Below are 26,675 nucleotides of genomic sequence, written 5' to 3' on the forward strand. Positions count from 1 at the left end.
CTTCACTTATGCTCAGCATCTGTGCACCACTACAATCTTTTGATTGTTACCTTTCCGGTGAATGGCGCGATATTGATCTGATACTTTTCACTCTCAAATTCAAGCTCAATCACACCCGCACTGCTGGGGCTACCAAGCTCATCAAAACTGACTTCTACTTCTGTATCAAAATCCACTTTCGTGATATTTACACCCTCAAAACGTGAATCGTTTTGAAAATCAATCTTGTAGTTTTTTGTACTGCCACCCTTCCAACTGACGTCCAATACATCATCATTCTCATCCAGCAACTCATAGGAGTCGCCAAATACGCTGAACTTTACCGTTCGTTTCCGTTGTTTTGCGATGGCATCATTCTGCGCATAAAGCAAATCGGAAATGATAATTCGCGATGCTGCTTGCACACCAAGACTTCCGGCCCGTAGCATAGCCGGCACGATCACAGATCCAGCAATCCCAATAATGGCTACTACAACAAGCACCTCAATCAAGGTGTAACCGTGTAGCTTATGATGCATTGGTGCTCGCCTATCCATCTTTGCAGGCTTTCTCCCTGAAGATTTACTTATCTATTTCACCTTCAACTCGCACGCGTGCCTTGCCGCTCACAAGTAAACGTTCCATCGAAGCAACACCCTTATTGAGTAGCTTCAACTGGTCAATCATCATTTTTCGCTGTGCGCCTGAATTGGAAATACCCTGAGCATGCGCCTCTGTTCCGAAGCTAGCGGCTTCACCACCGGGCGTGCCTTGCCACATTGCCCAAAGATTGAGCGTCAATAAAAGTGCAATGACAGTTAGGATTGTATTCAAATATCGCAGTGAGTTTTTCATAGAAACTCCCCTTCTTAGGTTAACTAAATCCTCCAAGTACTCATTCCATCGGTTAAAATCCGACACCACTGAGCCGTATCCATGCGAATCACATTGCTTTTCATCACCCTAGTGATTGTTATGCGGACCTTGCGGGTTATTCGGACTCACGTAAAAACGAAGATATAATCCCTCTCCTATCTGTACATACGTTCAATCCTCTACGTCATTGACATATAAAAACCGCGACTCAATTAAGAGCCGCGGCTTCATTCACTTCTTAACTATCCACAACTTTTAGCTTGCAGTCACAACCACATCGTTGGTCGTATCAAGGCCGAGGTCTGTTGCTTCGGATGTTGTGATGCTTGTAGGCAGAACGAGCTTAACTTCGCCGGTTGCTGCATTGTACTGCCAACCAGAACTTGAATCAGCGGCAACACCTGTGCTGGTTGCACCACTGAAGAATGGATTCGCAGGTGCTTTCTGCAGGTATGGACCAAGTTTCGGTGTACCCGTTGTTGTACCATCAGTGTTTGTTTTTGCAGTCATATTACCCCACATCTGAGTCAGTGTAGGATACTCACCATTGTGCTGAACCTGATACAGTTCAAGCTGACTACGAATGGTCTGCAAGGTGCTGACTGCACTTGATGACTTCGCGGTTTCACTCGCACTAGTAAACTGTGGAATCACAATTGCTGCAAGAATACCGAGGATCACCACCACAATCAGAATTTCAACGAGGGTGAACCCTTTTTTCATTGTTTGACGTGCCGACATCATAATCTACTCTCCTAAATGATTGAACCAACCAATGCTTTTGTGCCGCAACGGAATCACACGATCCGCCGCTCCAACTGGCTTACCCTTTACCTTCACCCCTCCGCAATACGGAGAGTCACTTCCGGGTTCACCTTATATACTTGCCTGATCGTCAACCTGACCTATCAACTTAAACCAGACTGGCGACTTATCATTTACGGCTTATTTTTACATATATTTCCGCAAACGACTTCCCTAATCTAGACAATACAATTCACGACAAGTCAAACTCGTTTTACTTCTTTATCAATGTCTCCAAAGCTCAAGTATTTACCCAACCGCTATAAACCGTACAAACATTACACGTCTTCAGGCTGCCTCTCGTTTCAACTAAGACAGATCCCTATCTACCATGCGCGCAATAAAAAAAAACGTGCCATATAACACGCTTTTATTTCACGATTCTACCTTGCTAGGATCACATCTGCGTATCTATATATGATGCGATTCGATCAAATAATTCTCGCCCCTCTGGAAAAGTTAGGCGTTCCCGCGTCTGCCCCACATCCCCCCAAGCAGCATCAAGCACTTCCTCAACCTGCAGCTTTAAACCTTCTTCATACTTCTTACCAACCTTACCCAAAAAATATGTCACTGTCTTACGAACAAACTTCCCCTTTTTGGAGACATACTCATAAAACTCCTCAAACACCGCTCCATCAATTAGTTTCACATCTTTAATCCCGGTTTCTTCAGCCAACTCACGCACCGCAGTCTCCGCCATACTTTCTCCCGCGTCAGCATGACCCTTCGGAAAGCCCCAGTGCCCCTTGCGATGCTTCACTAATAAAAACTTACGCACCCCATCCTCACCCTTAATCATCGGCACTACACCAAACGATGCGTCTTCCTTGATTTCCATCTCTTTAAAACCTGTCGATAGTTTCGTTGCCAAAACTGTTTCTCCTGTCCGGGATCAATCCTTTCACATCCCGTTTCACCGCCAACAATGGTTATATTCTAACCCAATCCCCTGCCCCATTCACAGTACAAAATGATCACTTCGCTCAACATTGACCTCGCCATGACATTCTAGAACCTCTATGTAGCTCTATTTTTCTTCACCTGTATCAAGCACCGCCATGAACGCTTCCTGTGGAATGTCCACCGTACCAACGCGTTTCATGCGTTCTTTACCCTTCTTCTGCTTCTCCAGCAGCTTCCGCTTACGTGTGACATCACCACCATAACACTTCGCCGTCACGTTCTTGCCGACACTCTTGATTGTTTCACGTGCAATGATCTTGCCACCAATCGCCGCTTGGAGCGGAATCTCAAACAGATGGCGGTCGATCTCCTGCTTCAATCGTTTAAGTAGTACCCTTCCGCGATACTCCGCCTTGTCACGGTGAACAATCACCGACAGTGCATCGACCTTCGTACCATTAACGAGGATATCCATCTTCACAAGGTTGTCACGTTTAAATTCACCAAGCTGATAGTCCATCGTGCCATAACCGCTGGTAATCGACTTGAGCTTGTCATAGAAATCGTAGATCGTCTCCGCCAACGGCAGTTCATACTCGAGTATCTGTCGTGTCTCACTGAGGAACTGTTGCTTCTGATACAAGCCACGCCTTTGATCGCACAACTTCATCATGTCACCGATCGAATCGTTCGGCACGATAATCTCCGCTGTGATCATTGGCTCGCGGATCTCTTGAATCAACGAAGGGTCTGGCAAATCCGCCGGGTTCGTGATCTCGATCACCTCACCATTCCGCAGCGCAATCTCATACGTCACGGTCGGCGCGGTCTGCACCAGACTGACATCGCCCTCACGTTCAAGCCGCTCTTGAATGATGTCCATGTGGAGCATGCCGAGGAAACCGCAGCGGAACCCACTGCCCAGCGCTTCACTGTTGGTCGGCTGATACGTAAAGCTCGCATCATTCACATGCAACTTCGTCACCGCTTCACGCAAGTCATCAAACTGCGTTTCGCCTGCAGGATAAAAATCACAAAACACCATCGGGTGCGGCTCTTGATAACCCGGAAGCGCCTGCTCCGCCGGATCGTTATCCAACGTAATCGTGTCACCAATATTCACATCCGCAAGCGTCTTGATACTCGCCACCATGTAACCCACTTCTCCCGCTTCCATCGGCTCCTTCTGCCGCTCCATCTTCGGTTTAAACTTCCCAAGCTCGCCCACCGCAAAACCGCGTTTCGTCCCCATCATGCGGATCTTATCCCCTACCTTCAACTTGCCACTAAACAACCTGAAGTAAACCACCACCCCGCGATAATCATCGTACTTCGCATCAAATATCAGCGCCCGTGTTTTATCATTGTCGCTCTCCGGCGCATCGTCACCTGCTTTCCGTGGTGCCGGGTCTGGCAACCGTTCACAAATCGCATCCAGCAATTCTGGAATCCCCGCGCCAGTCTTCGCACTGGTAAAGATACATTCATCCGCAGGTAACCCAAGCACATGCTCTGTCTCAATCGCAATTTCTTCTGGCCGCGCCCCCGGCAAATCAATCTTGTTGATCACCGGGATCATTTCCAGATCTGCCTCGATCGCCAAGTATGCGTTCGCCACCGTCTGCGCTTCCACACCCTGCGCACTATCTACGATTAGAATCGCACCTTCACACGCTTGTAGTGCCCGGCTCACCTCGTAATGAAAATCCACATGGCCCGGTGTATCGATGAAATTCAGCATGTAATCCTCACCTTTATAGTGATGGATCACACTCACAGAGCTGGCCTTGATGGTAATACCACGTTCCCGCTCCAAGTCCATATCGTCCAAAGTCTGCTCGCGCGCTTCGCGCTCGGTCACCGCACCAGTGCTGGCTAACATCCGGTCCGCCAACGTACTCTTACCGTGGTCGATATGCGCGATAATACAAAAGTTACGTATCTTCATGGACTTATGTCAATCCTAATAGGCTGCTCTTTCGGACCTCCCCGACTATCCCTATCGTCACATCGCCCCGCCCTGCATCGCCCTGCGATAGAGATCTATATTGTAGCACCCACAGCCCCCAGCTCCCAGCCAACCCAAACATCTGCAATCACATGCCAACCCTCACCCATGGTGGAACAATCTGCACCCCGCCGCGTCTAATCGTGATAAGCACCACCGGAACTGCGGAGCGCATCATGAGCAATACAAAACATACCACAACCCATCGTGCTCTGAAGGTTCTGATCCCCACCGCGATCCTCACGATCAGCATCATCTGTTTCCAGATCCCGGCATGGCGTCAAACAACACAAGCTCACAATCAAGCCAACATCGACATCGACAACAACCATCTCGAAATCCGAACCTATGGCCTGCCCCACCCCGCCTCCACCCAATACCAAGAAATCCTGCTTCAAAAATACAACATCCACATCAACATGGTCGCGGGTTGTATCGTCGATGAACAGATCATCCAAACCACCAAGGCTTACAACACCGTCATGGAAGCTGAAATCACCAAACGCTTTGCCCCAAACATTTTCGATCAAGCATGGGAAGAAGCCGTCAAGCTGTATGAACAAAGCATTAATAATCATTAACCACTCTCTATGATCACCGAGCTCTCTGTGATTTCATCTCTTGAAACACTTTGCCAATTGCCACGTACGCCACTACCCTACCCTCATGCCAACCTACAAACCCTTCGACTGGTATCGCACCCCACTCTACTATGACATGATCTTCGACGAAGGTACGCGCGAGGAAACCAACTTCATCGAAGCAGTCACAGAACTTTACTGCACAACAAAACGCTCATCACAAAATAAGTCGCAGCTAAAAATCCTCGAACCTGCTTGTGGCTCGGCACGACTCATTGCTTCGCTCGCCAAGCGCGGCCATAACTGCACCGGCTTTGATCTTGAACCCGGTATGATCGACTTCTCTGAAAAACGTTTAAAGAAACTACGTAAACGTGCCCACCTCTCTGTAGCTGATATGACTGACTTTTCCTACAAAACGAAGTTTGATCTCGCTCACTGTCTCGTCTCGACTTTCAAATATCTGCTCACCGAAGATGCAGCCCGAACCCACCTCCAGCTCGTCGCTAACCACCTCAAACCCGGCGGCCTCTACATCCTCGGGCTTCACCTCACACCCACCAATCAAACCACTCGCCTTCGCGAACGATGGACCGCGCAAAACAAAAACATTCATGTCACTTGCAACATCCAATCTTGGCCACCCAATTACCACAAGCGCACCGAGGCCGTCCGCTCTCGTCTCATCGTCACGCCTCTCGAGAATCACAACAGATCAAACAATCACCTCAACGCACCAAAACCCAATGCCCAAACTGAATTCTACGAATCCTCTTGGACCTTCCGCACCTACAACCTTAAACAGCTCCAATCTCTAATCACATCTGTCCCTGATTTCACCCACCTCGCCACTTACTCTTTCCACCACGACATCACCGATCCAATCACACTTGGCGAAGAACTTGATAATGTTTTGATCCTCCAGAAGAACTGATTCTTAGTAATTCTCCATCGTACATGAACCTGATGCCAACTTTCCCTAAAGGGCAAATAAGCCATATCTAACTGATATAAATACACTTAAAGCCAAAACAGTCGCCTATTCCTTTCGTACTTGCTCAGGAAGAGGCGGTATTAACTGGCCGCGATTTAATATTTCTAAATTTTCAGATATTTATCTTTAGTTTCTAGAAATTTTTGTATACACTGATATTTGCCGTCAACGGTAGCCACATTTTTGCCCATGCAATTCAATGATTCGTTTCTAGTTCACAATTTCGACAAACCACAATTTCAGAAGCTAAAGGAGAAAAAAGATGATATGTACACCCCCTACAAAACTCACGATAGGCTGCATTCTTGGCAGATGCGTCATGCTTGCCGGCATAACACTGGCCGCGCTACATGCCCACAATGCTGATGCTGCTATCACCACCACCGGCCTGTTCGCACACTATGACGCAGGAGCTGATACCTATACAAACAACCCTGCAAAAAGCGGCAGCACCGCAGATCCCGCCGACACCAACGGCGATCAAATCTGGGAATGGTGGGATCAAGCGACAGCTATCAGCGGCAACAATCTAGTGCAGAACAACAACACTACCATCCAAGCGTCCCTTAAAACCAATGCTATCAATGGTCTGCCCTCGATCATCCAATCACCCGTAGGCACCAGCACCAAAGTGGGCTATCTCTCCCTCGATGGTAGTGAGGGCGCCGATCCCTATGGCACCGCCATGGATTCCAAAAACATCACTCTCACCGCTGTCTTCAAAAACAACATCCACACAGAGCCCCACTACCTCATCTCGTTTAAGCACAGCGGTACTGATGATACTTTCGGCGTCAGATTCAATGGTGGTAACCGTATCAGCTATGCCGCCAGCGACTCGGGCATCAATGAGATTACCAACGACGCTAGCTCCATCGGCACCGACTGGAGCATTCTCACGCTGGTTTTTGACGGTGACAACGGTACCTTCAAGGAATATGTCAACGGTGTCGAAACAGGCAGCCTTACCGGCTTGACTGTGTCAACCACGCCCGAGCTCGAACGCTTCCGTATCGGCTCAGCAATGAACAGATCAGGCGGCTCACGCTTTGATGGTGAATACGCCGAGTTTCTCATCTACAACACTGCACTTTCAGATATAGACAGAGCCGCAAATGAATCCTTCCTGCTTAATAAGTATGCCATTCCTGAACCGGCATCATTCGCTCTTCTCGGATTTGGTCTATGCGTACTGGCTCACAGACGTATGACATGAATTTTCCTTCATTGATTCATTGTGTAGTTGGCCAAACGGCTAGCTGCACATTTAACTTATATAGTCTTAAGTACCTCTTTGCCCGGAGCTAACACACATGCGACGCCAATCCAAAGCTTTCACGCTCATCGAACTTCTTGTAGTCATTTCGATCATTGCATTGCTGATCTCTATTTTACTGCCCGCACTCAGTAAGGCTCGCGAATCCGGCCATCGCATTCAATGCCTTAACAATCTGCGCCAAATTGGGACGGCAATGTATATGTACACCCATGACAATGATGATTATGTCCCCCCAAAACGCATTTTTGATGAAAACGGCAACAGCTTAGGCACCAGTGTCTTTAATTGGGTAGGCAAGACTGGACAAACCGGCGGCTACGCAACCCGCAGCGCCGACTATCGCTATCTCAATCGCTATCTCTTCGGTGGCATCAAACTCAAGCCGGACGATGATGTCCCCTATGCCATGTGTCCCTCTGACCCCGGCCCATCTAACCCAACCTTTGGCGATTCCTTCTTCAATTATTATGGCACTTCTTATGGAGCTTTTATGTCCGGTAGATATGATGATCTCAGTAACGCAGGTATGTCTGCTGACTTTTCAATCCGAATTACCGAAGTTATCCATACCTCACGTTTACTGATGGGTGGAGAACACGGTGGCCAACACTACGCATGGGGTACTTATACAATTTCAACCTTCCCACCCGGCGCACGTAAAGAATTCCACGACGATAAAGATAAATTTAATTTCGTATTTGTTGATGGACATGCAGCAAACATTGAAATACCCGCGCCCCTGTTTCATAACGATGTCCACATTGATGGTGATGATTGGACTATCGACGACTACCGCACAAGACCACGTCCAACAACTCCCTAAATCTGTTTTATTTAATCACTAAACCCCGATATACCCTGCGTACCTTGTGTACCGGGGTTTTCTTTTTCTACACCTTAAAACTCCCATGCAAGTGCTCCATAAAACTGCAAATCATTATGGTTCGGCCGCGCACTGTCCACCCGCGCATTGTATTCATACAACAACCCAAACTTCAGGCTAATCCCTTCCATATTCCTCATCCGAATCACCCAATCCAAATTCGTAATCGTTCGCCCTTGCCGAAATGCTTCGCTTAAATCCGGGAAGTATTGCTCCCGAAACATCAAGCTCTGGTTCTCATCTATCTCCCAATCAATCTTCATCCCCAGATAACCCTCCGGCACAAACGGTCGATCTGCAAACCCCGTGTTATAAGTCCCCCCAGCACCAACCTCACCCTTTAACTCAAATCCCTCAACGCTGATCACGGGATATCCCCCGCCAGCAACTATACTGAACCGATTCTGAAATGCTTGAAACTGATCCATGTCATATCGCCCCTGAGCAAATACATACCACTTAGTCTCCGGCAATTTCCAGTTCCGAATTGCCTGTACATAAACCTGGTTTTTCACGATCGCCCCCTGAGCCGTTGCATAAAAGAACGCGCTGCTGATGTCCCACACTTTCCACTGATCTTCAAAATGAAGATTCAATCCAAGATTGATATTTAGCGTGTCTGAGTTTCCTTCACTTCCTGAGAAACCTGCCTGAAAACTACGTTCCCATCCAGCAAGTAATCCTGTTCCAAGTAGCCCCTTCCGGCCACTACCAAACATGATTTCATCCACCGCCTCTGCTGCATCACTCTCTTCAGATTTATCCCCGACTACTTCCTGATCAACTTCACTTGGTTGTGTTGCTGCCCTCTCTTTTTCCTTAAACTCGCGCGGCTTCACCACCGGCCCCAAACTTTCAGCCGCACTCCCCGTTCGCGTTTTCTCTTCCCCCTTCGTTTTTGATTCTGACTCATCAACCGGAGATTCAGATGAAGGTGAATCAATCTCGCCCCAACCCACAATCTTCCCATCAATAATCGTTGGGCGTTTAATATCTTTAATCTTCAGCTTGATCTCACCAAGATATGGATTCCGTAGCACAAGCTCGGTCTTACTGATCGACTTCACACTTCCGGTCAACCGATCCCCATTCTTCATCACAACCACTTCACCAAATAGTAAGCCACCTTGCCCCAACCCAATTAATATCACGAATATAAAAACGCTAGAAAGCAGATGATTTTTGAATCTATGAGTTCGTCCCCTGCAGGCTGTCGCCCATCGCATGCTCATGAAGATCGTCCCTGATCTGATCAAATAGAATTGGATTATACCATTTTACTTAATACTCTCTCCCAGCGCATGGGACAACCCCGGAATCGTTCTATCCTTCTACATCAGCATCGTTCCAATCAAAACCTTAATCATGCTAACTTCCGGAGACAGGAGCTATCTGCCATTCTTTAATCGCTTCAATGGGATAAATTAGCATCAGCACATTCAGAATCAGATTATCTTTCACCAGCCACAGCATTAATAGCTCTACCGCCAAGAACACCACCACCGACATCCGCCATCCGATCAGCCCTGCAATGATAAAACCAACCGCACAGCTAAACATATCTCCGCCCGAGTTTACGATCGAATCACCTGAATAACCTAAGGCAGCCGTCGCTTCGCGGTAACGATCAATCACGAGCTGTGAATTTTCAAGTACTTCCCATCCAGCTTCAAGCAACATCGCTGCAGCGAATCCATAACCCCACACCCATTTCCGACGAAGTAGTCCCTTCCAAACACCCTTAAAAATCCAGTAAAAAAACACACCATGCAGAAGATGACTCAAGCTATACCAGTCAAAGAGATGCTGTGAGTTATGACTACTGTTTACGTCGCCTGCCAACAGAAAACTCTGCCCACATTCGCACCAAAGCCGCCGCCCTTCCCACCATAACAGCCCCACCATTACGATCAGAATCGCCCCAACAATGACGAGTATTTTAGAGCCGCCATTGTCATGATGCTTTCGCCTCAGCTCTACTGGCACATCACTCACGTCCTCTCGCCCTGCCCCATGCTCATTTGATTGCTCTGTATGTCCAGACAAGAAACTGCTCCTGTTTATATTTACCACCCGGTTCATTCACTCCCATAGCATACAACCCCAAACCACCCCCGCATACAACAATATCCCCAGCACGAAACATACTACCGCTCGCCATTTAAAGCTGGACTTTGCAGTCTTGTGCCTAAACAACTTCATCCCCATCGCCCCACCGATTGGCGCTATCACCATCCACCATAGCAACACCTTCTCACTCACCCGCCAACCGCTTTTCGTTGCCCGCCATTTATCCCAACCATAGACCGTCCACACCCAAACATTAAGCAAGAGCATGATGATAACCAACCCAACACGCAACCACCCAACATCGTTAATCTTTATTGTGATTTCATCCATTGTGACCATTATCACTTCCCACAAAAAAACCCGCCAATACTGACGGGTCATATCCCACTTGGGAAAAGCTGGCCCTCAGGGACTCGAACCCCGACTAAGTGGACCAGAACCACTCGTGCTACCGATTACACCAAGGGCCAAAAGTATCGGTTCCAGCTTCTTTCCAAGCCATAACTGAGCCGCAAATCTTACATCTTCTCGCCCCAACCGTCAATCTATTCCGACTCTCCACAGCCAACGTCCAATGCTATTAAGCACTTGTTTAAAGACACTTAATCACTTCTTATTTCATCGTGGCAACGGCGAATCATGCAGTGCTTTGATCACCCCCGCCCAATCATCACTCCCAAAAATAGCACTCGCACTTACCATCATGTCACAACCTGCTGCTGCTGCATCCACGCTCGTCACTGGCCCAATCCCACCGTCCATCTCAATACGAACATGATCGCCTGACACTTCATGCAACCACTTCACTTTCTCTAAAACTTCCGGCATAAACTTCTGACCACTAAACCCCGGCCACACACTCATCACAAGTGCAACATTGATCCGATCTAGAAACGGTTCAAGTACCCGCGCTTCCGTTCCGGGATTAACCACCATCCCAGCAGTCATCCCAAGATCATGAATCCGTGAGATCATTTCATTTGCATCACCACCCGGAGCTCCGCTCCCTTGCGCATTGGTCGTCACCTCCCAGTGGAAACTGTAGTTATTCGCCCCCGCTTTCGCATATGCTTCCACATAATCACCCGGCTTCTCAACCATCATGTGCACATCCAAGCACACCTCTGGCAAATGCCGGCGTACACCTTTTATCATGTCCACACCCATCGTCAGGTTCGGTGCAAAATGACCGTCCATCACATCAAGATGTAGCAGATCTGCACCCATACCTAACACGGTTTCACAGTCTTCCGCCATCTTTCCAAAATCGGCCGATAAGATTGAGACCGCGACCAACGGCCGCACCGGTTTCTTTGTGATATCTAACATACGCAACATGATACAACACTCCCCGTTCCTCGTCCTGCTTCAAGAACGATCCCACCTACAACCACACACAGATGAAACAAATCAAGACATAATACCTATAAACATAGGCTAAAGAATCCGAAGCAGACCCTGTGCATCCTTCGACATTCGCTCGATATCATGATCACCCAGAATGATCTCACCCCCGCGTGCATTTGCCTCCGCCTGTTTAACCGTCCGCGCCCCGACCAGCGCATGGGTCACGCCCCGTTGCTCTACCGTCCATGCAAGCACTAACTGCGCCAACGAACAATCATATTTATGCATCAGATCATCCCATCCATTTAATACTTCAATCACTTTCTCACGGCGTTCCGGCACAAACCAAGGATTCCACGATGCACTATTCCGCACATCTCCCTCTGGATACACCGTCTCCATCGTAACTTTCCCCGTGAGCAAACCTTGCTCCAACGGCTGATACGCAATAAACGCCAAATGCCTGCTAGAGCATTCTTCAATAGCTGCTTCTTCTTGTCGTTGACTTAAAAACGAATACCTCCCCTGATCTGAATGTACATCACCACGTTTCACCGACTGCTCAATCTCACAGGCCGAGTAGTTCGACACGCCAATGGCTCGGATCTTCCCCTGCTCCTTCAGCTTCATCAGCATAGCCATCGTATCCGCGATCGGCATCGTCATATGATCTACCGTCGGCCAATGCACCTGATACAAATCAATCGTCCCTATATCTAATCTCTGTAATGACATTTCGACTTCATGAGCAATCGATGATGGTCGCGTATTCCGATAGACATCTTTACCGTACAGATGTGACATGAATGTCCCGGAAATATCATCCCACCTTAGCCCACATTTAGTCGCAACAATCACGCTATCCCGTTTGCCTTTAATCGCTCGTCCAACCACCTTCTCTGCTCGCCCCAAACCATACGCCGGCGCGGTATCAATCAAATTGATACCCGAGTCGATCGCAGCTTCGATCGCCCTCACAGATTCATCATCATCTACCTCTTGCCCCCACACCTCTCCTCCACCTGACACCCATGTCCCAAGCCCAATCACCGAGGCTTCCAATCCTGAATCACCAATTGGCCTGTAACGCATGGGCTTATCTCACAACATAATCAACCATATAACCAATAACTCCGCCATAATCACAGCGATGATGGACATTCTATACACGCTATCGTGAAAGCAAGTCGCCTACTGCAATACTCGGGTAAAGTCACCGCTTATCCGGTCATCAAACCTCATCCCAATCTTTAAGCAAACAGCCATATACCTCGCATATCGCATAACACAAGCCTCGTCAGCCACAAATGTCATCTTCTAGGTCTCTCCCTTTTATCCAAGAGCAATCCCGAGAACCGCGCCGACTAAGAATCGCAATCCCCCATATTCTTGCACGACATATATGAACCTTGAAACACAACAACATCAAACCCAATCCATCCAAACATAAAGCAAATTGACACATGCCATGCCGCGATATGATTCGACACGGCTGTGCATGAATCCAGGCTCATACAGATTGGAAGAATGCTGCTCTTAATCATACATCCGGGACTCAACAGAATAGACATTACAACACAACAATGAATGGCATCAATTGGATGTTGTAGATGACAACATAATTGTTTCAAACCGCACCATCGAAGCACAGAACTTCAAACAGGCATTATTCAATCAAACAGGAGCAAACAATGGTAAAACCCGCACGCAAACGAAAGGTCTTCCGTGGCAAACGCAGCATTGCCACCGGCGCTATGATGGGAGCCGCTGCACTCATTGGCGCTAAAACGACCAAAGCTGAAAGTGTAGACACCGTCCTTCAAGATCAAATTTCATCTGGTGCACACTACAGTTTCACTGGCAGCACCATCGGTGTCACTGTTGGTTGGTCTTTTACCGCCAATTCACCTGATCTTGTGATCACCCAACTTTCAACCTTGACCGGAGCCAGCGGCAACAACGACACCATTACCCTGTGGAATACCGACACCGATGAAATCTTGGCTCAGGTTAATTCTCTCGCAGACACCGATACTTGGCGAACCGTCGCACTTGACGAAGGTATATCTCTCGATGAAGGAACAAACTACGGCATTACGCTCACCAGCACCGCAGGAGGTCAATACCGCCGCGTCCTCGAAAGCTTCACTGAAGCATCAACCGACGGTAATATCAGCTACACTGACAGCGTCTATCGCTCATCCTCAAGTTCATTATCAGCTCCCACTTCTTTCAGCAGCTTGTGGGATTTCCCAGATGTCCTTGGTGAATTTCAGTGGCTTGTTGATTTCGGCTACATCGATACCAATGCGCCAGTTGACACGATCGACACCCCAGTCGCTGCACCAACCCCTACCGCCAGCGGCATCGGCGCCATCGCGCTCGGCCTGATCTCACTCCGCCGCAAACGTAACCAAAACAAACCCATCAAAGAATAAGATCTATCTAACATCTAAACACAAGGAGCCTGACCCACATCATGTAGGTCAGGTTTTTCATGCGCTCACGAAATCCTCATCAACTCCCCGAGCTCGCCTGCAAATACACCTCTTCATAAGGCTGCACCACTACATACCCCGACCCCTCAAACAACATCTGAAACGATTCCCCCGACCCACGGCCAAAAAACGTCTTAAGCGAAACATCCGTCTTAAACGTCGGCATCAAATCACCCGACCACGCCACCGTCGCATTCGGGTCTGTCATCACCGGCCGCTCCGGCTCCACCAACAACGTCATTGGATCATAATGCGACGTGATCGCCAACATCCCCGTCCCCTCCAGCCGCACATTAAACAGCCCGCCCGCCAACATCGCCGACACCTTCTTCATCATCTTGATGTCCCACGACAACGATTTCTCAAACGCAAGCAGATCATTCCCATTCACATAAATCGCCTCCCCGCCTAGCTGCAACAGCGTGATCTTCTTCCCGCTGTCCGCCAAATATAACTGCCCACGCCCTGACGCATTGGTAAGCCGTGTCCCTTCACCGGAGACTGCTTTTTTCAGAAACTTACCAAAACCGTGTTCCATAATGCCTTCACGTGTGAACTTGATCTCCCCGTTGTACGAGATCATCGACCCCATCTTCGTCCACACCTCACCGTCAAGATTGACTTCCAGAATGCGCTCGGACTCAAGCTCAAAAAACCCCTGCCCCCGATCCCGCTGTTGAGTTTGCTCAATAAACTCCGCAATTGAATAACGGTTATCGGTTTGCGTCACGTTGAAGTCCTTTGTTGTTTAATGGTCAGAGAGATTGTTACCGCATTGATCACAAAACTTCGAGCCCGGCTGGTTCGGTGAAGAACAATTCGAGCAGATTATCTCAGCTATGGATACACCACACTGATCACAGAATTTTGAGCCGGTTTGATTACGCGCTTCACATACCGGACAGTTAATCATGTCCTGAAAATCTGATCCTGATCCAGCCATTGCGCCTTCGGTTAAACCTTCCGAGATCGCCGAAGCGAATGACCGCACTCCAGGTTTGGTTGATTTACCCATGTAGTTCACGGTATCAGATGCAACCGGAGCAATCTCTGCCGCTTGATAGCGTGCAACCGCACCCATGTAACCAAAAACAGCCATCACGATCCCAATAAAAAAAATCGGGCCGCCAATGAATGCAAGTGGGAAGAGATAAGGAATGCTAAATGTTGTTTCACCCGATGAAATACCGATCATGTTTGCGATGAATGAAAAGAAGAAGCTGCCAATACCAAGAATGATGCAAAGCAAGCCAAGAGCAATACAAATCACGCCGGCTCGGCGCATAAACTTCTTTGCGGGCTGATGCGCTGCCCCGGATAGTTTTTTAAGATCATCCATGGTGCTTATTCTAATATTGCTTGCGCACTTATGGTAAGAATAACCCGTGTCAAAAATGCAATTGTGCGAATATGCCTCGCCCAACCAGATTTTTTGTCATCATGAACGATACCAATAAAAAACCCACGGCCAAACCGTGGGCTGATCTGATCAATTTACTCCCGGGTGGGTTCCGGAGGCCGACGGTTTATTTCTCATCTAACAATTCAACTGCGGCGAATTTCTTGCCTTCGAGCATCGCCAATGAAGCGCCGCCGCCGGTCGAAACGTGCGTCACCTGATCAGCATAACCAAGCTGTTTCACAGCCGCAGCCGAGTCGCCGCCGCCAATGATCGACACCGCATCCGACTCAGCAATCGCCGCGGCAACCGCCTTGGTCCCCTCATCAAACGGCGGCATCTCGAACACGCCCATCGGCCCGTTCCAAACAACCGTCTTCGCGTCACGCACAATGTTTGCAAACAACTCAGCAGACTTCGGCCCAATATCAAAACCTTGATAGCCATCAGGAATATCGCCTTCGACAACTTGCTTGTTAGAGTCACCACTGAACGCATCGCCACAGTGCGTATCGATCGGGAGGACAATTTTATCGCCACCCTTGGCGAGCATTTCTTTCGCCTTCTCTATAAAGTCTGGCTCGACCAATGATCCGCCCACCGTCTTACCCTGCGCGAGGAAGAAAGTGTAAGCCATCGCGCCGCCGATGATGATCTTGTCACAGATGTTGATCAGGTTTTCGATGACAACAATCTTGTCGGATACCTTTGCACCGCCGAGGATCGCCACAAACGGGCGCCCGGGATTCGCAATCGTGTCTGCAAGGAACTTGATTTCTTTCTCAACCAGGAAACCGCAAACCGTTTCTTTGCCCGCATCCTTCATCGCCTGCGGAACAGCGACCATAGAAGCATGCTCACGGTGGCATGTGCCAAACGCATCGTTCACATAAACATCGGCCATGTCCGCGATCGCTTTACCAAACTCAGCGTTGCCCTTCTTCTCGTCCTTGGCAAAACGGAGGTTCTCCAACACAAGCACCTGCCCCGGCAGAAGATATTTCGCCTTGCTCTTCGCATCATCACCCACCGTATCCGAAGCGAACAACACTTCATTGCCAGCAAGAATTTCGCCAAGACGTGCAGCAGCAGGCTTCAATGAAAATTCTGGTTCAGCGCCTTCGCCCTTTGGACGGCCAAGGTGGGACATCAAAATCACCGCGGCGTCATTGTCGAGTGCGGCCTTGATCGTTGGAAGCGCCATCTGGATACGCCGATCGTCGGTGATCTGACCGTCCTTGAGCGGAACATTGAAGTCCACACGAATCAAAACTTTCTTGTCAGCCACAGCAACGTCAGCGATTGTTTTCTTCGCCATCTTCTTAAACTCCAATGAGTTAGGGTTGTAATTCTCAATCAGGCGGGATTACCATCACACGCTCCCGGCCGATCCAATCAGGCGGTTCCTCCGGAGCGAGCGGTCTCATTATAGGCAAAATCCCCCCGGAAGGTGAGCCACTCACGCTGCCAGAAACCTGCGGGGCGGCAACCTTTCCCAAGCACCACCCGACCGAATTGGGGCCTGCCTCCACCCACACTATAATTCCCTGCATGAGTGACACGAACGATCAGAACGCGGCCCCGACCAACCCTGCTATGACAAATCCACTCGCTGCGAAGCAGGAACAGATGGGCGGAATGCTCATGGCTTGGGGTGCTGAAGGCGAAGCAATTGCCGCTGTCGATTCCTTCGAAGATTACCGCGCGGAGTACGCCGCCATCCGTCAGCGCGTCGGCATCCTTCATATGTCATGGCGGGGATTGATCAAAATCACCGGCGCCGATGCCGCCGACCTGTTACATCGCATGATCACCAACGAGGTGAACAATCTCCCCACCGGCAAATCCAATCACGCACTCTTGTTGAATACCAAAGGACGTATCGAAGCCGACTTCATCCTAATGAAGATGCCCAATGAATCCGGCACGATTTATCTTGATGCTGCCAAATTCAATACCGAACACCTGATCACTTCACTCGATAAGATCGTCTTCACTGAAGACATTACCTTCCAAGATCAAAGCGGTGATATCGAACATTTATTCATCACTGGCCCGGGGGCTGCGGCATTGATCGAACAATCACGTGATGAAAATGACTCACAGACTGACCCCGCCACTCTTGAGCCGTGGGACTGCGGCTCGGTTTTAATCTGCGGCTCTGCCTGCCACCTCATGCGCCGTGATGAAGCCGGATCGCTTGGGTTGCATCTCTATGTCCCCCGTGACAATATTAATGCGATCTATGATCATCTTCTTTCACAAGCCGGCTGGTCCTCTAACCACGAGATAGACGCGAACTGGGCTGAACAACGTCGCAAGGGGCTCCGCGGCAGACCAATCGGCTGGGGCGCATACAACACCGCACGTATCGAAGCCGGCACACCCCTGTTTATGATTGACTACGGCGCTGACTCTCTCCCTGCTGAGACCGGCATCCTCGATGAACTGGTTTCTTTTACCAAAGGTTGCTACCTCGGGCAGGAAATCGTCTCCCGTATGTACAACCTCGGCCACCCCAAGCGCGTCCTCGTCGGCCTGAAATTTGATCAAGAATTCGTCGCCGATGCGGGCAACCCCATCTACCAGGAAGCCAAAGAAACCGACACCGAACCTGTTGTCATCGGCGGCGTGACCTCCTCCACCGTCTCGCCACTACGGGGTAACCAATCCATCGCCTTCGGCGTCATCAAATGGGGTAAACACCGTAACGGTATGGCTGGGATGGTCCGCACAGAAAATGAGATGTCCAAAGCCACCTTCGGCCCACTCTGCTTTATGTAACGGTTCGAGTATGTTAAACCCACCCATTTATGTCAGTTGTAACCAATCCGCAGGCTGTACAAACTAGGCAAAGCTCATATCGCCTGGCACCGATTATCGGATGTCATCCTCCTGACTATTCACCAAACCCCGCAAATTACCTTGCTTACCAAGCCCTCATATCGCCTATTTGCCAAGTTGGCTAAGCATGCCACTGGCACAACGCCCAAGGATCATGACGGCACCCAGACAGCGTATTTCTGATGCCAAATCGTGATTTTCGTGTTAACTCCGTTTAAACTACATTGTTACGAAGGCGTTATTTTTAGCAGGTAATCCCTGCTGATCACTGAATGAGCCGCCATCGATTCGTACTTGTTTTGAATGAAATGGCCCGCAACAAGTCGATATGTATGTAGTCATTTGCAGGTCATTCGTGAGATGAGGTCATTTACATGCTGCCAGATGGGATGGAAATCGAACAAGACGGCCAGGTCGCCACATGCAGAATCGAAATGTCAGAAGTGACCCACCTCGAGATGCAGGAGATGATCGACGAATGTATGCAAATCATGCGGCATGACAACATCCGCAACTTCGTCTTCGACCTCTCACATGTCGAATTCCTCGCTTCAAGCTGCATCGGCGCACTCGTCTCCTTCCTCCAAGACCTTGAGCACGTCAAAGGCAAGATCGCTCTCGCCAACTGCAAAGAGAACGTCTCGTTCCTCTTCAAGGTGACTCGCCTCGACTCCGTCTTCGCTATCTATGACGACGTACAGGATGCGATCGCTTCCCTTTAATCTGTCCTATCTACCTACCGTCCATCAAATAATCGCTGCCCCAGAAAATCATTTAGCTGCGGAATCATCGACACCTTATCTGCTACGTCCTGCACAGGATATTCAATCCGCACAAATTCAATTTTTTCATCCGTCATAACTGCATAAGATGCACGCGGATCTCTATCACGCGGCTGCCCCACCGATCCCGGATTGATAATACATTTCTCATCATCCGTAAATGTATAAGTCCCGCCTAAATCTTTCGGCGGATAAAAATCGGGCTCGTCCGTAAACACCCCCGGCACGTGCGTGTGTCCGCAAAAACACCGTTGTTCGATGCGGTCAAAAATCTGCTGCATCTTCACAGGCGCCGTCAGCGTGTCATCTGGAAAAATATACTCATTGATCGGCCGCCGTGGTGATGCATGCACAAACAACCCCATCTCAGTCTGCTTTCGAATCGACAGATTTCCCAAATACGTGTATCGCTTCTTTCGTTTCTCCGGATCTTCTTCCTTCTCAAACTGCTGCCGCGTCCAATAGCACGACTGCTCCGCTGATGCATTAAAACTTGTCGGCTCGTACAGTACCGCGAAATCATGATTCCCCAGCATCGCAAACTCACACTTTGCCATCACCAGATCCACACACTCAAGCGGGTTCGGGCCGTACCCAATAATGTCACCCAAACAGATGATCCGCTCGATCCCACGCGATTCAATATCCGCAAGCACAATCTTCAGCGCATCAACATTGCCATGAATATCCGAAATCAAAGCCGTGGTCATAAACGTCACATCCTCTTGAAACACTGCATGTGTTTATTCTTTTTGGGGAGTTGCCAAATCTGTGGGCTTTACCCACAACGCAATTCCGCAGCAAATTTTCCCCACCGCACCGTCCCCGCCTCGAAACAGCTATATTAGTCGGATATGGCCGCCGCGAACAGTACAACCTCAACCCCATCACACCACGCCTCCAAGCGTGTGCTCATCATCCGTCCATCTGCCCTCGGCGACGTCGCCCGCACCGTCCCCGTCCTCACCTCTCTCCGCAAACACTTCGGCTCATCCGCCCGGATCGACTGGCTCGTCAACAAACCCTTCATCGATATCATCGCCCACCATCCAGCTATCACAAACGTCATCCCCTTCGATCGCACTGCACTAAAAAAATTTTGCCGCTCCCCACGTGCCACCCGACTCGGCCTCGCACTCGCCAAACAACTCCGCTCTACCAACTATGATCTCGTCTTCGACCTGCAAGGGCTCGCACGCTCCGGCCTACTCACCTTTCTCACACGATCTAAGCGCCGAATAGGCTATCGTGCTGCCCGCGAACTCGCTTGGCTTGGCTACAACACGCGTCACCCTCTCCCCCATAACACGCCACACACTGTCGATCAGATGCTCGCGCTGCTACAAGCTGAAGGCATCAAATCCGATGACGATCTTTCGCTCTACACTTCCATTGCCGACGACGACTGGACGCTTTCCTACCTCCATCAAAACAATGCCAAACCCAATCGTTACATCTGTATTGCGCCCACCGCACGTTGGCAGTGCAAGTGCTGGCCAATCGATCGCTACGCAGAAATCTCCAAGCGTCTCCTCGAGGCACAATCCCTCGGTAAGCACATCGTCCTACTCACAGCACCGTCCGAACAATCTTCCGCTGAAGCATTCATTAATACTTTCCAATCCCTCGGCGGCTCTCCCTCGCAAATCCTCAACCCCACAACCTCCATCGGCCAACTTATGTCGCTCATCAAACACTGTCGTCTCGTCGTCTGCAATGACTCTGCTCCACTGCACATCGCCGTCGGCTTCAACAAACCCATCACCACCATCTTCGGCCCAACCGATCCCAATTTTGTCGGTCCCTACCGTCGCCTCGAAACCGTCGTCCGCCCTATCGAAACCATCAATCCCGACTTTGTCTTCGACTACCGCAGCCATAAAAACGATCAATCTCTTATCGCCAAGGTGACCACCGACGAAGTTTGGCAAAACCTTCAGCAACAAATTCCATCCTTGTAAACAGGCACTTTTATGCACATCTACGCCGGCATCGACGAAGCAGGTTACGGCCCACTCCTCGGCCCACTCCTTATCAGCCGATCCGTCATCGCCATTGATGATGCGCCAGATTTTTCATACGACAACCTCCCCGACCTCTGGTCTATCCTCGAAGGGGCTGTCTCCCGCAAACTTGCTGGCCGCAAACACCGCATTCCCATCGGCGACTCTAAGAAGCTTGTCACCAAAGCCGCAGGCATCAAACATCTTGAAACCGGCGTCCTCTGCTTCGCTCGAATCCTCAAGCATTGGCAAGATAACGACGGCACACTCTCACTTGCCAACATGCTTGATCACCTCGGCGAGCAATCACATCACCAAACCGACGATCTTCCCTGGTACGATCCCTCCGAGACTCACCCTTGGGACATACTTCCCGCCGCATCCACCGGCGGCGAGATCGCTATCGCTACTAACATGCTCAGCAAAACCATGACTTCTCAAGGCATTACACTTCTCGATCTCGCACCCGCACTGGTCCTTGAAAACCGTTTCAATCAAATGGCCGCCGCCACACGCAACAAAGCATCTACCTCCTTTACGTTCGTCGCAGGACATCTTCATCACATCTGGCAAAACTATGGTGCTCATCACCCTATCGTTGCTATCGATCGACAAGGTGGGCGCACCAAATATCTTCGTGTCCTTCAGATCAACTTTCCCGATGCATCTATCCGTATATTAGATGAATCCAAAGACCGCTCTGCTTACCTCCTCTCTCAGCAAAACCGGCAAATGACCGTCACCTTCGAAACCAAAGGCGAAGACAAACACTTCCCCATCGCACTTGCCTCCATGCTCTGCAAATATCTCCGTGAGCTATTCATGGGTCGCATGAACCGCTACTTCCAATCGCATGTCCCGAACCTCAAACATACTGCCGGCTACACACAGGACGGCCGCCGCTTCCTCGATGACCTCCGCCCCCACCTTTCTAACATCGGCATCGACGAACAAGATCTCATCCGTATCCTCTAATCACGTACTCCAACCCTCGCGCACAAAAAAACGCCCTATTCCAAGGGCGTTTTATGATCATCAATTCAAATTACGGTCACTTACCGCTGATCACGCTCTTCGGACTCATAACAGAGTTGCGTCCCACTGTCGTCACCACAACCATCTCAACTTTGCCACCCTTAGTGTCAACCTTCATGGTGCGTTTCGCGACTGGCTCGATCTCGTAGTACCACTTACCACCGCGTTTCACCTGAACAATCCAGTTGATTGCATCTGCAGCAGATTGCTTGTCCAGCTTCACCGTCACACCTTCGTCCGATGTCATCGCCACCTTTGCATTTGGCAGCTTCGGCGCCTTCGCTTTCAGCCAATCACATGATGGCACTAGCGCGCGTTTGCTGTACTTAGCACTGATCGACTTAGTCAAGCCACCGCGATTGGTCATAAGCTGCTTCATCGAGAAGAAGACTGCGCCAGGTCCATTCTTCGTCAGCGAGCGCGTCCAATCGATCTGGAACGGGATCTCTTTTTCATCAAGTTCTCGCTTCGTGCCATCCTTCACACGGTAGCACGCCATACCCGGCCACAAATAGCGACCTTTCGTATTCTCCGATTCCCACCAACCCAAAAGCGATGGGAACGACTGCGCTGGCTTACGAATCTCCCAATAAAGCTGGGGCGTGAAGTAATCCAACCAACCTTTGTTCCACCACAACTTCGCATCTGCATAAATCATTTCAAACTGATTCATCCCTTGGATGTTCGATGGATAACCTGGTTTCCAAATCCCAAAAGGACTAATCCCAAACTTTACGTCGTTCCGTGTTTTCTTCAGCTTCTTGTAGAACGTCTCAATAAACGTATCAACATTATGCCGCCGCCAATCATTCACGCCCAGCTTCCCACCAGCCTTCTGATACTTCGCATAAGAAGCTTTGTCTGGAAACTCCGTATTCGCAACACGATAGGGATAGAAATAGTCATCAATATGAATGCCGTCTACGTCATATCGCTTCGCAACATCAAGGAACACATCCATTGATCGCTTCATCACCTCAGGCTCACCTGGATCCATCCACAACTTCTTCCCGTAAGTCTTCACCAGATCAGGGTTGGTCTTGTAAATGTGCGACGGATCATATTCATACTTGCCGTGTTCCTGAGACGCACGATACGGATTAAACCACGCATGTAGTTCAATCCCACGTTTGTGCGCTTCTTCAACTGCAAACTTCAGCGGATCATAGAACGGCTTCGGTGCCTGCCCTTGCTTGCCAGTTAAATAATATGACCACGGCTCAAGATCTGATTGATAAAAAGCATCTGCCGTGGTGCGAACCTGAAAAATCACCGCATTCAGATTCATCTCGGCGCAGCGATCAAGAATATCGATCAACTCTTTTTGCTGCTGCTTCGTCGAAAGCCCCGGCTTACTTGGCCAGTCAATGTTCGACACAGTCGCCACCCATGCCGCACGAAATTCTGTCGGCACATCCGGGATAGTCTTAAGCTGCTCCTTGGTTGCTGGCTTGCCTGTTGCTGAACAAGCCACCAGAAGCGACAGAGTTAATGATAAAAACAGTCCAGTCCAACGCGTTTGTCGCATCACATCCTCACTCGGAATAACCATATAAGATAGATCATGCCATGCAGCTATACATCTCACTGCACAACGTTTGTTTTCACTTACGTCGCCTGACTGACAAGCCAAGCAACCCCGCCAATACCAATACCGAAGTCGGCTCAGGCACAGGCGCCACCGCATTCGGATCAATAAATAAGTCATCAAAATACACTATCGCATCACTGCTACCGTGCAGTTGAATCGAATCAATCGCAAACTGCGTGCTGATTGATCCATCCCCTGAACCGACCCATGATTCCCAGTAGCTGTCGTCTTCCAAGAACCATTCATACTTATGCCACCCGCCGTCCGCAATCACATCTATAAAAATCCCGCGGTCGCCCGTCGACAAACTCCCTGTCCCCCCGTTTGGATCATCATCCAGCGCAATCGACACGGTCATGCCCGCATCGTTCGTCTTCAGCCAAAAACCGATCGAGCCAACACCTTCTAGAATCACGTTCGCATTGGAAGATGCCTGCGTACCCGGCACAATATTTTTTGTCCCCGCAACATGACGCAAACGAAAACCATCAAACGCATCTGGCTTTGTTTCATCATAATCAATCACAATCTTCTGAGAAGTACTTCCTGTGTGCGCCGCCTCGTTAGACAGCTCAGCAGTCGTGCCTGACCCGATATTCCGATTACTTCCCGAAAACTGCGGCGTCGATGCAAAGTACTGCTCACTCTGCTCAAAATCTACAAGTGTTCGCCCATTATGCCGGCTTAACCATGGCCAGTTGATTGTCGTCTCAACTTGAATGTCCGCACCATAGTAGTACTTCAAGATATCGATATAGTTCATATCCCGACTTGTCGCCAGATAGTTTGACCCATTCTGACTCATCGCACCACGATTCCGCGGACTCCCTTGGAAACCAAGAGGCGTCCCCAGATTACTATTCCCAATGTCATCATTCGGATACGTATAAGTCACCCATTTTTCTGTATTCGTTGGGTCGCTACTAAATGCAGGTGTGGTTGTATCTGTTGGTGTCAGCGGCAATGCCGTCGGCTTACCACCCGCAACATAAAACCCTGCAATGATATTGCCATTAAATGTCAACACCTCACCCGCCGTTGCGGCCACTGCATCATAATGCTTCTGTTGAACACGGGTTTGATAACCTGATTTACGAAATACTTGGTCACTTGTACCGTTGGCGATCGAACCAGGACTGGTCACAAGTTTTTTGTAGTACGCATACGTCCGTGCTGCCACGGCCTGCGCCTTGAGCGCTTCCTCATGTGCAAAGCCATTTTCGTGCGCTACAACGCCTGGCAGGTACACCGATTCGATGTCATACGTTCCCGCATACGTGCCGGTCACATCAATCGTGTCATACCCAGGGATATATGCAGACACACTAACGCATGCAAAAAGCGAAACCGCGATGACGGCCAATCGAATCGACCACGGCTTAAAAAAAGTGTTGCTCATCACGCGTACTCTCCTCTTCCTCACGGGTTGTTCAAGCCTCATAGAACACTCATGCAAACATCACCCACCCCCAATCACCCCTTCTCCTAGCGATTTAAGCGCTTGTAATTTCTGCATCTACAGCATTTGAGCACATTCCCTCGTATAAATCATTATTCTATAAGATTGTGACAGAAGGTACAGAAAAACTTTCCAGCAACCTTCATAATGTTTCCCGCATTCCACATATAAAACAATATAAGCATTTATTTACCATACTATTAAAGTTTAATCTCGAGTATCGCCCTATAGCAAAAAAGTCTTGCGACAGGATATTGTTATCTATACAATTGTTTTTTGTTATAGAACTATAAACTCTTCCAAGTAGATTTATTGTCGTTTTAATCGAACCAGCAAGGGACTTCGAAATTCCCATACAACTCGAAGGCCCAATTTCTGAAACTTTCACTTCCATCAATCCTTTAGGAGGCACTATGAAAAGAACATCCTTAACACTGCTCGGAGCGGCGGCACTCGTTACCGCATCGGCAACTACAAGCGCAGCGGTCATCATCGATGAAAATTTCGACAGCTATGCTGACACCACCGCGATGACAGCAGTTTGGGCTGGCGGCGGCGCAACCCTTACTGCAGACGGCACAGGCTTTGGCGATGTTGGCAAAGCAGCAGCACACCCAGGAGGTACCGTAAATGAAGTTCTCGTTACCGCACTCAAGCCAACCGCAACTGAAAATATCCACCTCTCTGCAAAAATGCTCGACGACGGCGCTGGTAACAAACGCATGACTCTCGGCTTCCGTGGCGGGCCATTCCCACTCTTCGAAATGGGTGCCTACAACCAAGCCGATGCAAACCCATATGGCGCTCGTGTAACCTTATTCCCCGGCTCGAACGTTAGTTGGGAATTCTTCGATGAACCCGGCAACCCAGGTACACAAGCCACGCTCGCTGCAACCGCTGGTTGGCACACCTTTGACGCTGTGATCTCACTCGACAAGATTACCGTCACCGTTGACCTTACCAGCGATGGCAACATTGATGGCGTTTTCGAAACCGCACTCGACGGTTCAGGCTGGGATGCTGCTGACGGCCTCACAAGCCTGCGATTCGGCGGACCATCTAACGCAAGCTCCGGCGGTGGCGGCCTCACATATGATGACATTCTTCTTGAAACAGTGGCCGTTCCAGAACCAGCATCCATCGCGTTGCTCGGTCTCGGTGGACTCTTCTTGGCACGTCGCCGTAAATAATGAAGGTTCATTTTCAAGAACCAACTAACGGCATCTATTCAATCATGACAAGACACACTATTGGTTAAATAGAATCATTGGCACCTCCTCCTTTAACGGATGAGGTGTCTTTTTTATCTGTTACACTGTGAATAACTCCCAATACCA

The 26,675-nt window shown here is 49.4% G+C and carries 26 protein-coding genes and 1 tRNA gene; 10 read left to right on the forward strand and 17 right to left on the reverse strand.

Translation table 11 applies throughout. From position 1 onward, the window contains the following. Positions 1–29: 29 nt before the first annotated feature. The 5 genes from ACQ6WK_RS14420 to lepA all read right to left on the reverse strand — a co-directional run bounded on the left by ACQ6WK_RS14420 (position 30) and on the right by lepA (position 4,513). Positions 30–518 (reverse strand): pilus assembly FimT family protein, encoded by a 489-nt coding sequence (locus ACQ6WK_RS14420; protein WP_432798085.1) that lies wholly within the window; start codon positions 516–518, stop codon positions 30–32. Positions 519–561: 43 nt separating this feature from the next. Further along, positions 562–834, reverse strand: coding sequence for a hypothetical protein (locus ACQ6WK_RS14425; protein WP_432798086.1), 273 nt, complete (start codon positions 832–834; stop codon positions 562–564). Between the two features lie 276 nt (positions 835–1,110). Further along, positions 1,111–1,599 carry a type II secretion system protein gene (locus ACQ6WK_RS14430; RefSeq protein ID WP_432798087.1) on the reverse strand — a complete coding sequence of 163 codons (489 nt, stop codon included), beginning with the start codon at positions 1,597–1,599 and terminating at the stop codon, positions 1,111–1,113. Between the two features lie 457 nt (positions 1,600–2,056). Then, a complete protein-coding gene (locus tag ACQ6WK_RS14435) occupies positions 2,057–2,533 on the reverse strand; it encodes a bis(5'-nucleosyl)-tetraphosphatase (RefSeq protein ID WP_432798088.1) in 477 nt (158 codons plus the stop codon). A gap of 156 nt (positions 2,534–2,689) precedes the next feature. Continuing rightward, positions 2,690–4,513, reverse strand: a complete 1,824-nt coding sequence (gene lepA, locus ACQ6WK_RS14440) for a translation elongation factor 4 (RefSeq protein WP_432798089.1) — start codon at positions 4,511–4,513, stop codon at positions 2,690–2,692. Positions 4,514–4,749: 236 nt separating this feature from the next. Between lepA and ACQ6WK_RS14445 the strand changes: the two genes are divergently transcribed. From ACQ6WK_RS14445 to ACQ6WK_RS14460, 4 genes are all read left to right on the forward strand, one after another. Further along, complete coding sequence (locus tag ACQ6WK_RS14445; RefSeq protein WP_432798090.1) at positions 4,750–5,154, forward strand: hypothetical protein; 405 nt, start codon at positions 4,750–4,752, stop codon at positions 5,152–5,154. A gap of 85 nt (positions 5,155–5,239) precedes the next feature. Next, positions 5,240–6,088 carry a class I SAM-dependent methyltransferase gene (locus ACQ6WK_RS14450; protein WP_432798091.1) on the forward strand — a complete coding sequence of 283 codons (849 nt, stop codon included), beginning with the start codon at positions 5,240–5,242 and terminating at the stop codon, positions 6,086–6,088. A gap of 322 nt (positions 6,089–6,410) precedes the next feature. Next, positions 6,411–7,364: a LamG-like jellyroll fold domain-containing protein gene (locus ACQ6WK_RS14455; RefSeq protein WP_432798092.1), complete on the forward strand. Its 954-nt coding sequence runs from the start codon at positions 6,411–6,413 to the stop codon at positions 7,362–7,364. 97 nt (positions 7,365–7,461) lie between these two features. Continuing rightward, positions 7,462–8,250, forward strand: a complete 789-nt coding sequence (locus tag ACQ6WK_RS14460) for a DUF1559 domain-containing protein (RefSeq protein ID WP_432798093.1) — start codon at positions 7,462–7,464, stop codon at positions 8,248–8,250. Positions 8,251–8,324: 74 nt separating this feature from the next. Here the strand turns inward: ACQ6WK_RS14460 and ACQ6WK_RS14465 are convergent, their stop codons facing one another. The 6 genes from ACQ6WK_RS14465 to ACQ6WK_RS14490 form a co-directional block, all read right to left on the reverse strand. Next, entirely contained in the window at positions 8,325–9,407 is a 1,083-nt protein-coding gene (locus ACQ6WK_RS14465) for a DUF481 domain-containing protein (protein WP_432798094.1), read from the reverse strand. Positions 9,408–9,678: 271 nt separating this feature from the next. Further along, on the reverse strand, positions 9,679–10,356 hold the full coding sequence (locus ACQ6WK_RS14470) for a DUF2585 family protein (protein ID WP_432798095.1): 678 nt from the start codon (positions 10,354–10,356) through the stop codon (positions 9,679–9,681). Positions 10,357–10,392: 36 nt separating this feature from the next. Continuing rightward, positions 10,393–10,719 carry a DUF1294 domain-containing protein gene (locus ACQ6WK_RS14475; RefSeq protein WP_432798096.1) on the reverse strand — a complete coding sequence of 109 codons (327 nt, stop codon included), beginning with the start codon at positions 10,717–10,719 and terminating at the stop codon, positions 10,393–10,395. A gap of 59 nt (positions 10,720–10,778) precedes the next feature. Continuing rightward, a tRNA-Gln gene (locus ACQ6WK_RS14480) sits at positions 10,779–10,850 on the reverse strand. Between the two features lie 148 nt (positions 10,851–10,998). Continuing rightward, entirely contained in the window at positions 10,999–11,718 is a 720-nt protein-coding gene (gene rpe / locus ACQ6WK_RS14485) for a ribulose-phosphate 3-epimerase (RefSeq protein WP_432798097.1), read from the reverse strand. 99 nt (positions 11,719–11,817) lie between these two features. Beyond that, a complete protein-coding gene (locus ACQ6WK_RS14490; protein ID WP_432798098.1) occupies positions 11,818–12,819 on the reverse strand; it encodes an aldo/keto reductase in 1,002 nt (333 codons plus the stop codon). A gap of 599 nt (positions 12,820–13,418) precedes the next feature. On the opposite strand from ACQ6WK_RS14490, the gene ACQ6WK_RS14495 reads away from it, so the two are divergent. Further along, a complete protein-coding gene (locus ACQ6WK_RS14495) occupies positions 13,419–14,165 on the forward strand; it encodes a DUF4082 domain-containing protein (RefSeq protein WP_432798099.1) in 747 nt (248 codons plus the stop codon). Positions 14,166–14,244: 79 nt separating this feature from the next. On the opposite strand, the gene ACQ6WK_RS14500 is transcribed toward ACQ6WK_RS14495, so the two are convergent. The 3 genes from ACQ6WK_RS14500 to ACQ6WK_RS14510 form a co-directional block, all read right to left on the reverse strand. After that, on the reverse strand, positions 14,245–14,955 hold the full coding sequence (locus ACQ6WK_RS14500) for an AIM24 family protein (RefSeq protein WP_432798100.1): 711 nt from the start codon (positions 14,953–14,955) through the stop codon (positions 14,245–14,247). An 18-nt stretch (positions 14,956–14,973) separates the two neighbouring features. After that, positions 14,974–15,564: a double zinc ribbon domain-containing protein gene (locus ACQ6WK_RS14505; RefSeq protein ID WP_432798101.1), complete on the reverse strand. Its 591-nt coding sequence runs from the start codon at positions 15,562–15,564 to the stop codon at positions 14,974–14,976. 187 nt (positions 15,565–15,751) lie between these two features. Next, entirely contained in the window at positions 15,752–16,942 is a 1,191-nt protein-coding gene (locus tag ACQ6WK_RS14510) for a phosphoglycerate kinase (RefSeq protein ID WP_432798102.1), read from the reverse strand. 233 nt (positions 16,943–17,175) lie between these two features. Between ACQ6WK_RS14510 and ACQ6WK_RS14515 the strand changes: the two genes are divergently transcribed. Continuing rightward, entirely contained in the window at positions 17,176–18,408 is a 1,233-nt protein-coding gene (locus ACQ6WK_RS14515; RefSeq protein ID WP_432798103.1) for a YgfZ/GcvT domain-containing protein, read from the forward strand. Positions 18,409–18,842: 434 nt separating this feature from the next. Beyond that, complete coding sequence (locus tag ACQ6WK_RS14520) at positions 18,843–19,190, forward strand: STAS domain-containing protein (protein ID WP_432798104.1); 348 nt, start codon at positions 18,843–18,845, stop codon at positions 19,188–19,190. A 14-nt stretch (positions 19,191–19,204) separates the two neighbouring features. Here ACQ6WK_RS14520 and ACQ6WK_RS14525 read toward each other — a convergent pair whose 3' ends face one another. Continuing rightward, the gene (locus tag ACQ6WK_RS14525; RefSeq protein WP_432798105.1) at positions 19,205–19,960 is read right to left on the reverse strand and encodes a metallophosphoesterase family protein; all 756 of its coding nucleotides are present in this window, start codon (positions 19,958–19,960) and stop codon (positions 19,205–19,207) included. 144 nt (positions 19,961–20,104) lie between these two features. Here ACQ6WK_RS14525 and ACQ6WK_RS14530 point away from each other — a divergent pair, with 144 nt between their 5' ends. Both ACQ6WK_RS14530 and ACQ6WK_RS14535 read left to right on the forward strand, forming a co-directional pair. After that, positions 20,105–21,211, forward strand: a complete 1,107-nt coding sequence (locus ACQ6WK_RS14530; protein WP_432798106.1) for a glycosyltransferase family 9 protein — start codon at positions 20,105–20,107, stop codon at positions 21,209–21,211. Between the two features lie 12 nt (positions 21,212–21,223). Further along, on the forward strand, positions 21,224–22,228 hold the full coding sequence (locus tag ACQ6WK_RS14535) for a hypothetical protein (protein WP_432798107.1): 1,005 nt from the start codon (positions 21,224–21,226) through the stop codon (positions 22,226–22,228). Between the two features lie 76 nt (positions 22,229–22,304). Here ACQ6WK_RS14535 and ACQ6WK_RS14540 read toward each other — a convergent pair whose 3' ends face one another. Both ACQ6WK_RS14540 and ACQ6WK_RS14545 read right to left on the reverse strand, forming a co-directional pair. After that, positions 22,305–23,816 carry a glycoside hydrolase family 10 protein gene (locus ACQ6WK_RS14540; RefSeq protein WP_432798108.1) on the reverse strand — a complete coding sequence of 504 codons (1,512 nt, stop codon included), beginning with the start codon at positions 23,814–23,816 and terminating at the stop codon, positions 22,305–22,307. Positions 23,817–23,892: 76 nt separating this feature from the next. Then, a complete protein-coding gene (locus ACQ6WK_RS14545) occupies positions 23,893–25,278 on the reverse strand; it encodes a SpoIID/LytB domain-containing protein (RefSeq protein WP_432798109.1) in 1,386 nt (461 codons plus the stop codon). Between the two features lie 473 nt (positions 25,279–25,751). On the opposite strand from ACQ6WK_RS14545, the gene ACQ6WK_RS14550 reads away from it, so the two are divergent. Then, positions 25,752–26,528, forward strand: a complete 777-nt coding sequence (locus tag ACQ6WK_RS14550; protein ID WP_432798110.1) for a PEP-CTERM sorting domain-containing protein — start codon at positions 25,752–25,754, stop codon at positions 26,526–26,528. Positions 26,529–26,675 lie beyond the last annotated feature (147 nt).

The organism is Poriferisphaera sp. WC338, assembly GCF_050931845.1.
Lineage (GTDB): Bacteria > Planctomycetota > Phycisphaerae > Phycisphaerales > Phycisphaeraceae > Poriferisphaera.

Coding starts and splice junctions, on each gene's coding strand:
- ACQ6WK_RS14420 (WP_432798085.1), bottom strand. CDS start 518: ATGCATCATAAGCTACACGGTTACACCTTGATTGAGGTGCTTGTTGTA.
- ACQ6WK_RS14425 (WP_432798086.1), bottom strand. CDS start 834: ATGAAAAACTCACTGCGATATTTGAATACAATCCTAACTGTCATTGCA.
- ACQ6WK_RS14430 (WP_432798087.1), bottom strand. CDS start 1,599: ATGATGTCGGCACGTCAAACAATGAAAAAAGGGTTCACCCTCGTTGAA.
- lepA (WP_432798089.1), bottom strand. CDS start 4,513: ATGAAGATACGTAACTTTTGTATTATCGCGCATATCGACCACGGTAAG.
- ACQ6WK_RS14445 (WP_432798090.1), top strand. CDS start 4,750: ATGAGCAATACAAAACATACCACAACCCATCGTGCTCTGAAGGTTCTG.
- ACQ6WK_RS14450 (WP_432798091.1), top strand. CDS start 5,240: ATGCCAACCTACAAACCCTTCGACTGGTATCGCACCCCACTCTACTAT.
- ACQ6WK_RS14455 (WP_432798092.1), top strand. CDS start 6,411: ATGATATGTACACCCCCTACAAAACTCACGATAGGCTGCATTCTTGGC.
- ACQ6WK_RS14460 (WP_432798093.1), top strand. CDS start 7,462: ATGCGACGCCAATCCAAAGCTTTCACGCTCATCGAACTTCTTGTAGTC.
- ACQ6WK_RS14465 (WP_432798094.1), bottom strand. CDS start 9,407: ATGAAGAATGGGGATCGGTTGACCGGAAGTGTGAAGTCGATCAGTAAG.
- ACQ6WK_RS14475 (WP_432798096.1), bottom strand. CDS start 10,719: ATGGTCACAATGGATGAAATCACAATAAAGATTAACGATGTTGGGTGG.
- rpe (WP_432798097.1), bottom strand. CDS start 11,718: ATGTTGCGTATGTTAGATATCACAAAGAAACCGGTGCGGCCGTTGGTC.
- ACQ6WK_RS14490 (WP_432798098.1), bottom strand. CDS start 12,819: ATGCGTTACAGGCCAATTGGTGATTCAGGATTGGAAGCCTCGGTGATT.
- ACQ6WK_RS14495 (WP_432798099.1), top strand. CDS start 13,419: ATGGTAAAACCCGCACGCAAACGAAAGGTCTTCCGTGGCAAACGCAGC.
- ACQ6WK_RS14505 (WP_432798101.1), bottom strand. CDS start 15,564: ATGGATGATCTTAAAAAACTATCCGGGGCAGCGCATCAGCCCGCAAAG.
- ACQ6WK_RS14510 (WP_432798102.1), bottom strand. CDS start 16,942: ATGGCGAAGAAAACAATCGCTGACGTTGCTGTGGCTGACAAGAAAGTT.
- ACQ6WK_RS14515 (WP_432798103.1), top strand. CDS start 17,176: ATGAGTGACACGAACGATCAGAACGCGGCCCCGACCAACCCTGCTATG.
- ACQ6WK_RS14520 (WP_432798104.1), top strand. CDS start 18,843: ATGCTGCCAGATGGGATGGAAATCGAACAAGACGGCCAGGTCGCCACA.
- ACQ6WK_RS14525 (WP_432798105.1), bottom strand. CDS start 19,960: ATGACCACGGCTTTGATTTCGGATATTCATGGCAATGTTGATGCGCTG.
- ACQ6WK_RS14530 (WP_432798106.1), top strand. CDS start 20,105: ATGGCCGCCGCGAACAGTACAACCTCAACCCCATCACACCACGCCTCC.
- ACQ6WK_RS14535 (WP_432798107.1), top strand. CDS start 21,224: ATGCACATCTACGCCGGCATCGACGAAGCAGGTTACGGCCCACTCCTC.
- ACQ6WK_RS14540 (WP_432798108.1), bottom strand. CDS start 23,816: ATGCGACAAACGCGTTGGACTGGACTGTTTTTATCATTAACTCTGTCG.
- ACQ6WK_RS14545 (WP_432798109.1), bottom strand. CDS start 25,278: ATGAGCAACACTTTTTTTAAGCCGTGGTCGATTCGATTGGCCGTCATC.
- ACQ6WK_RS14550 (WP_432798110.1), top strand. CDS start 25,752: ATGAAAAGAACATCCTTAACACTGCTCGGAGCGGCGGCACTCGTTACC.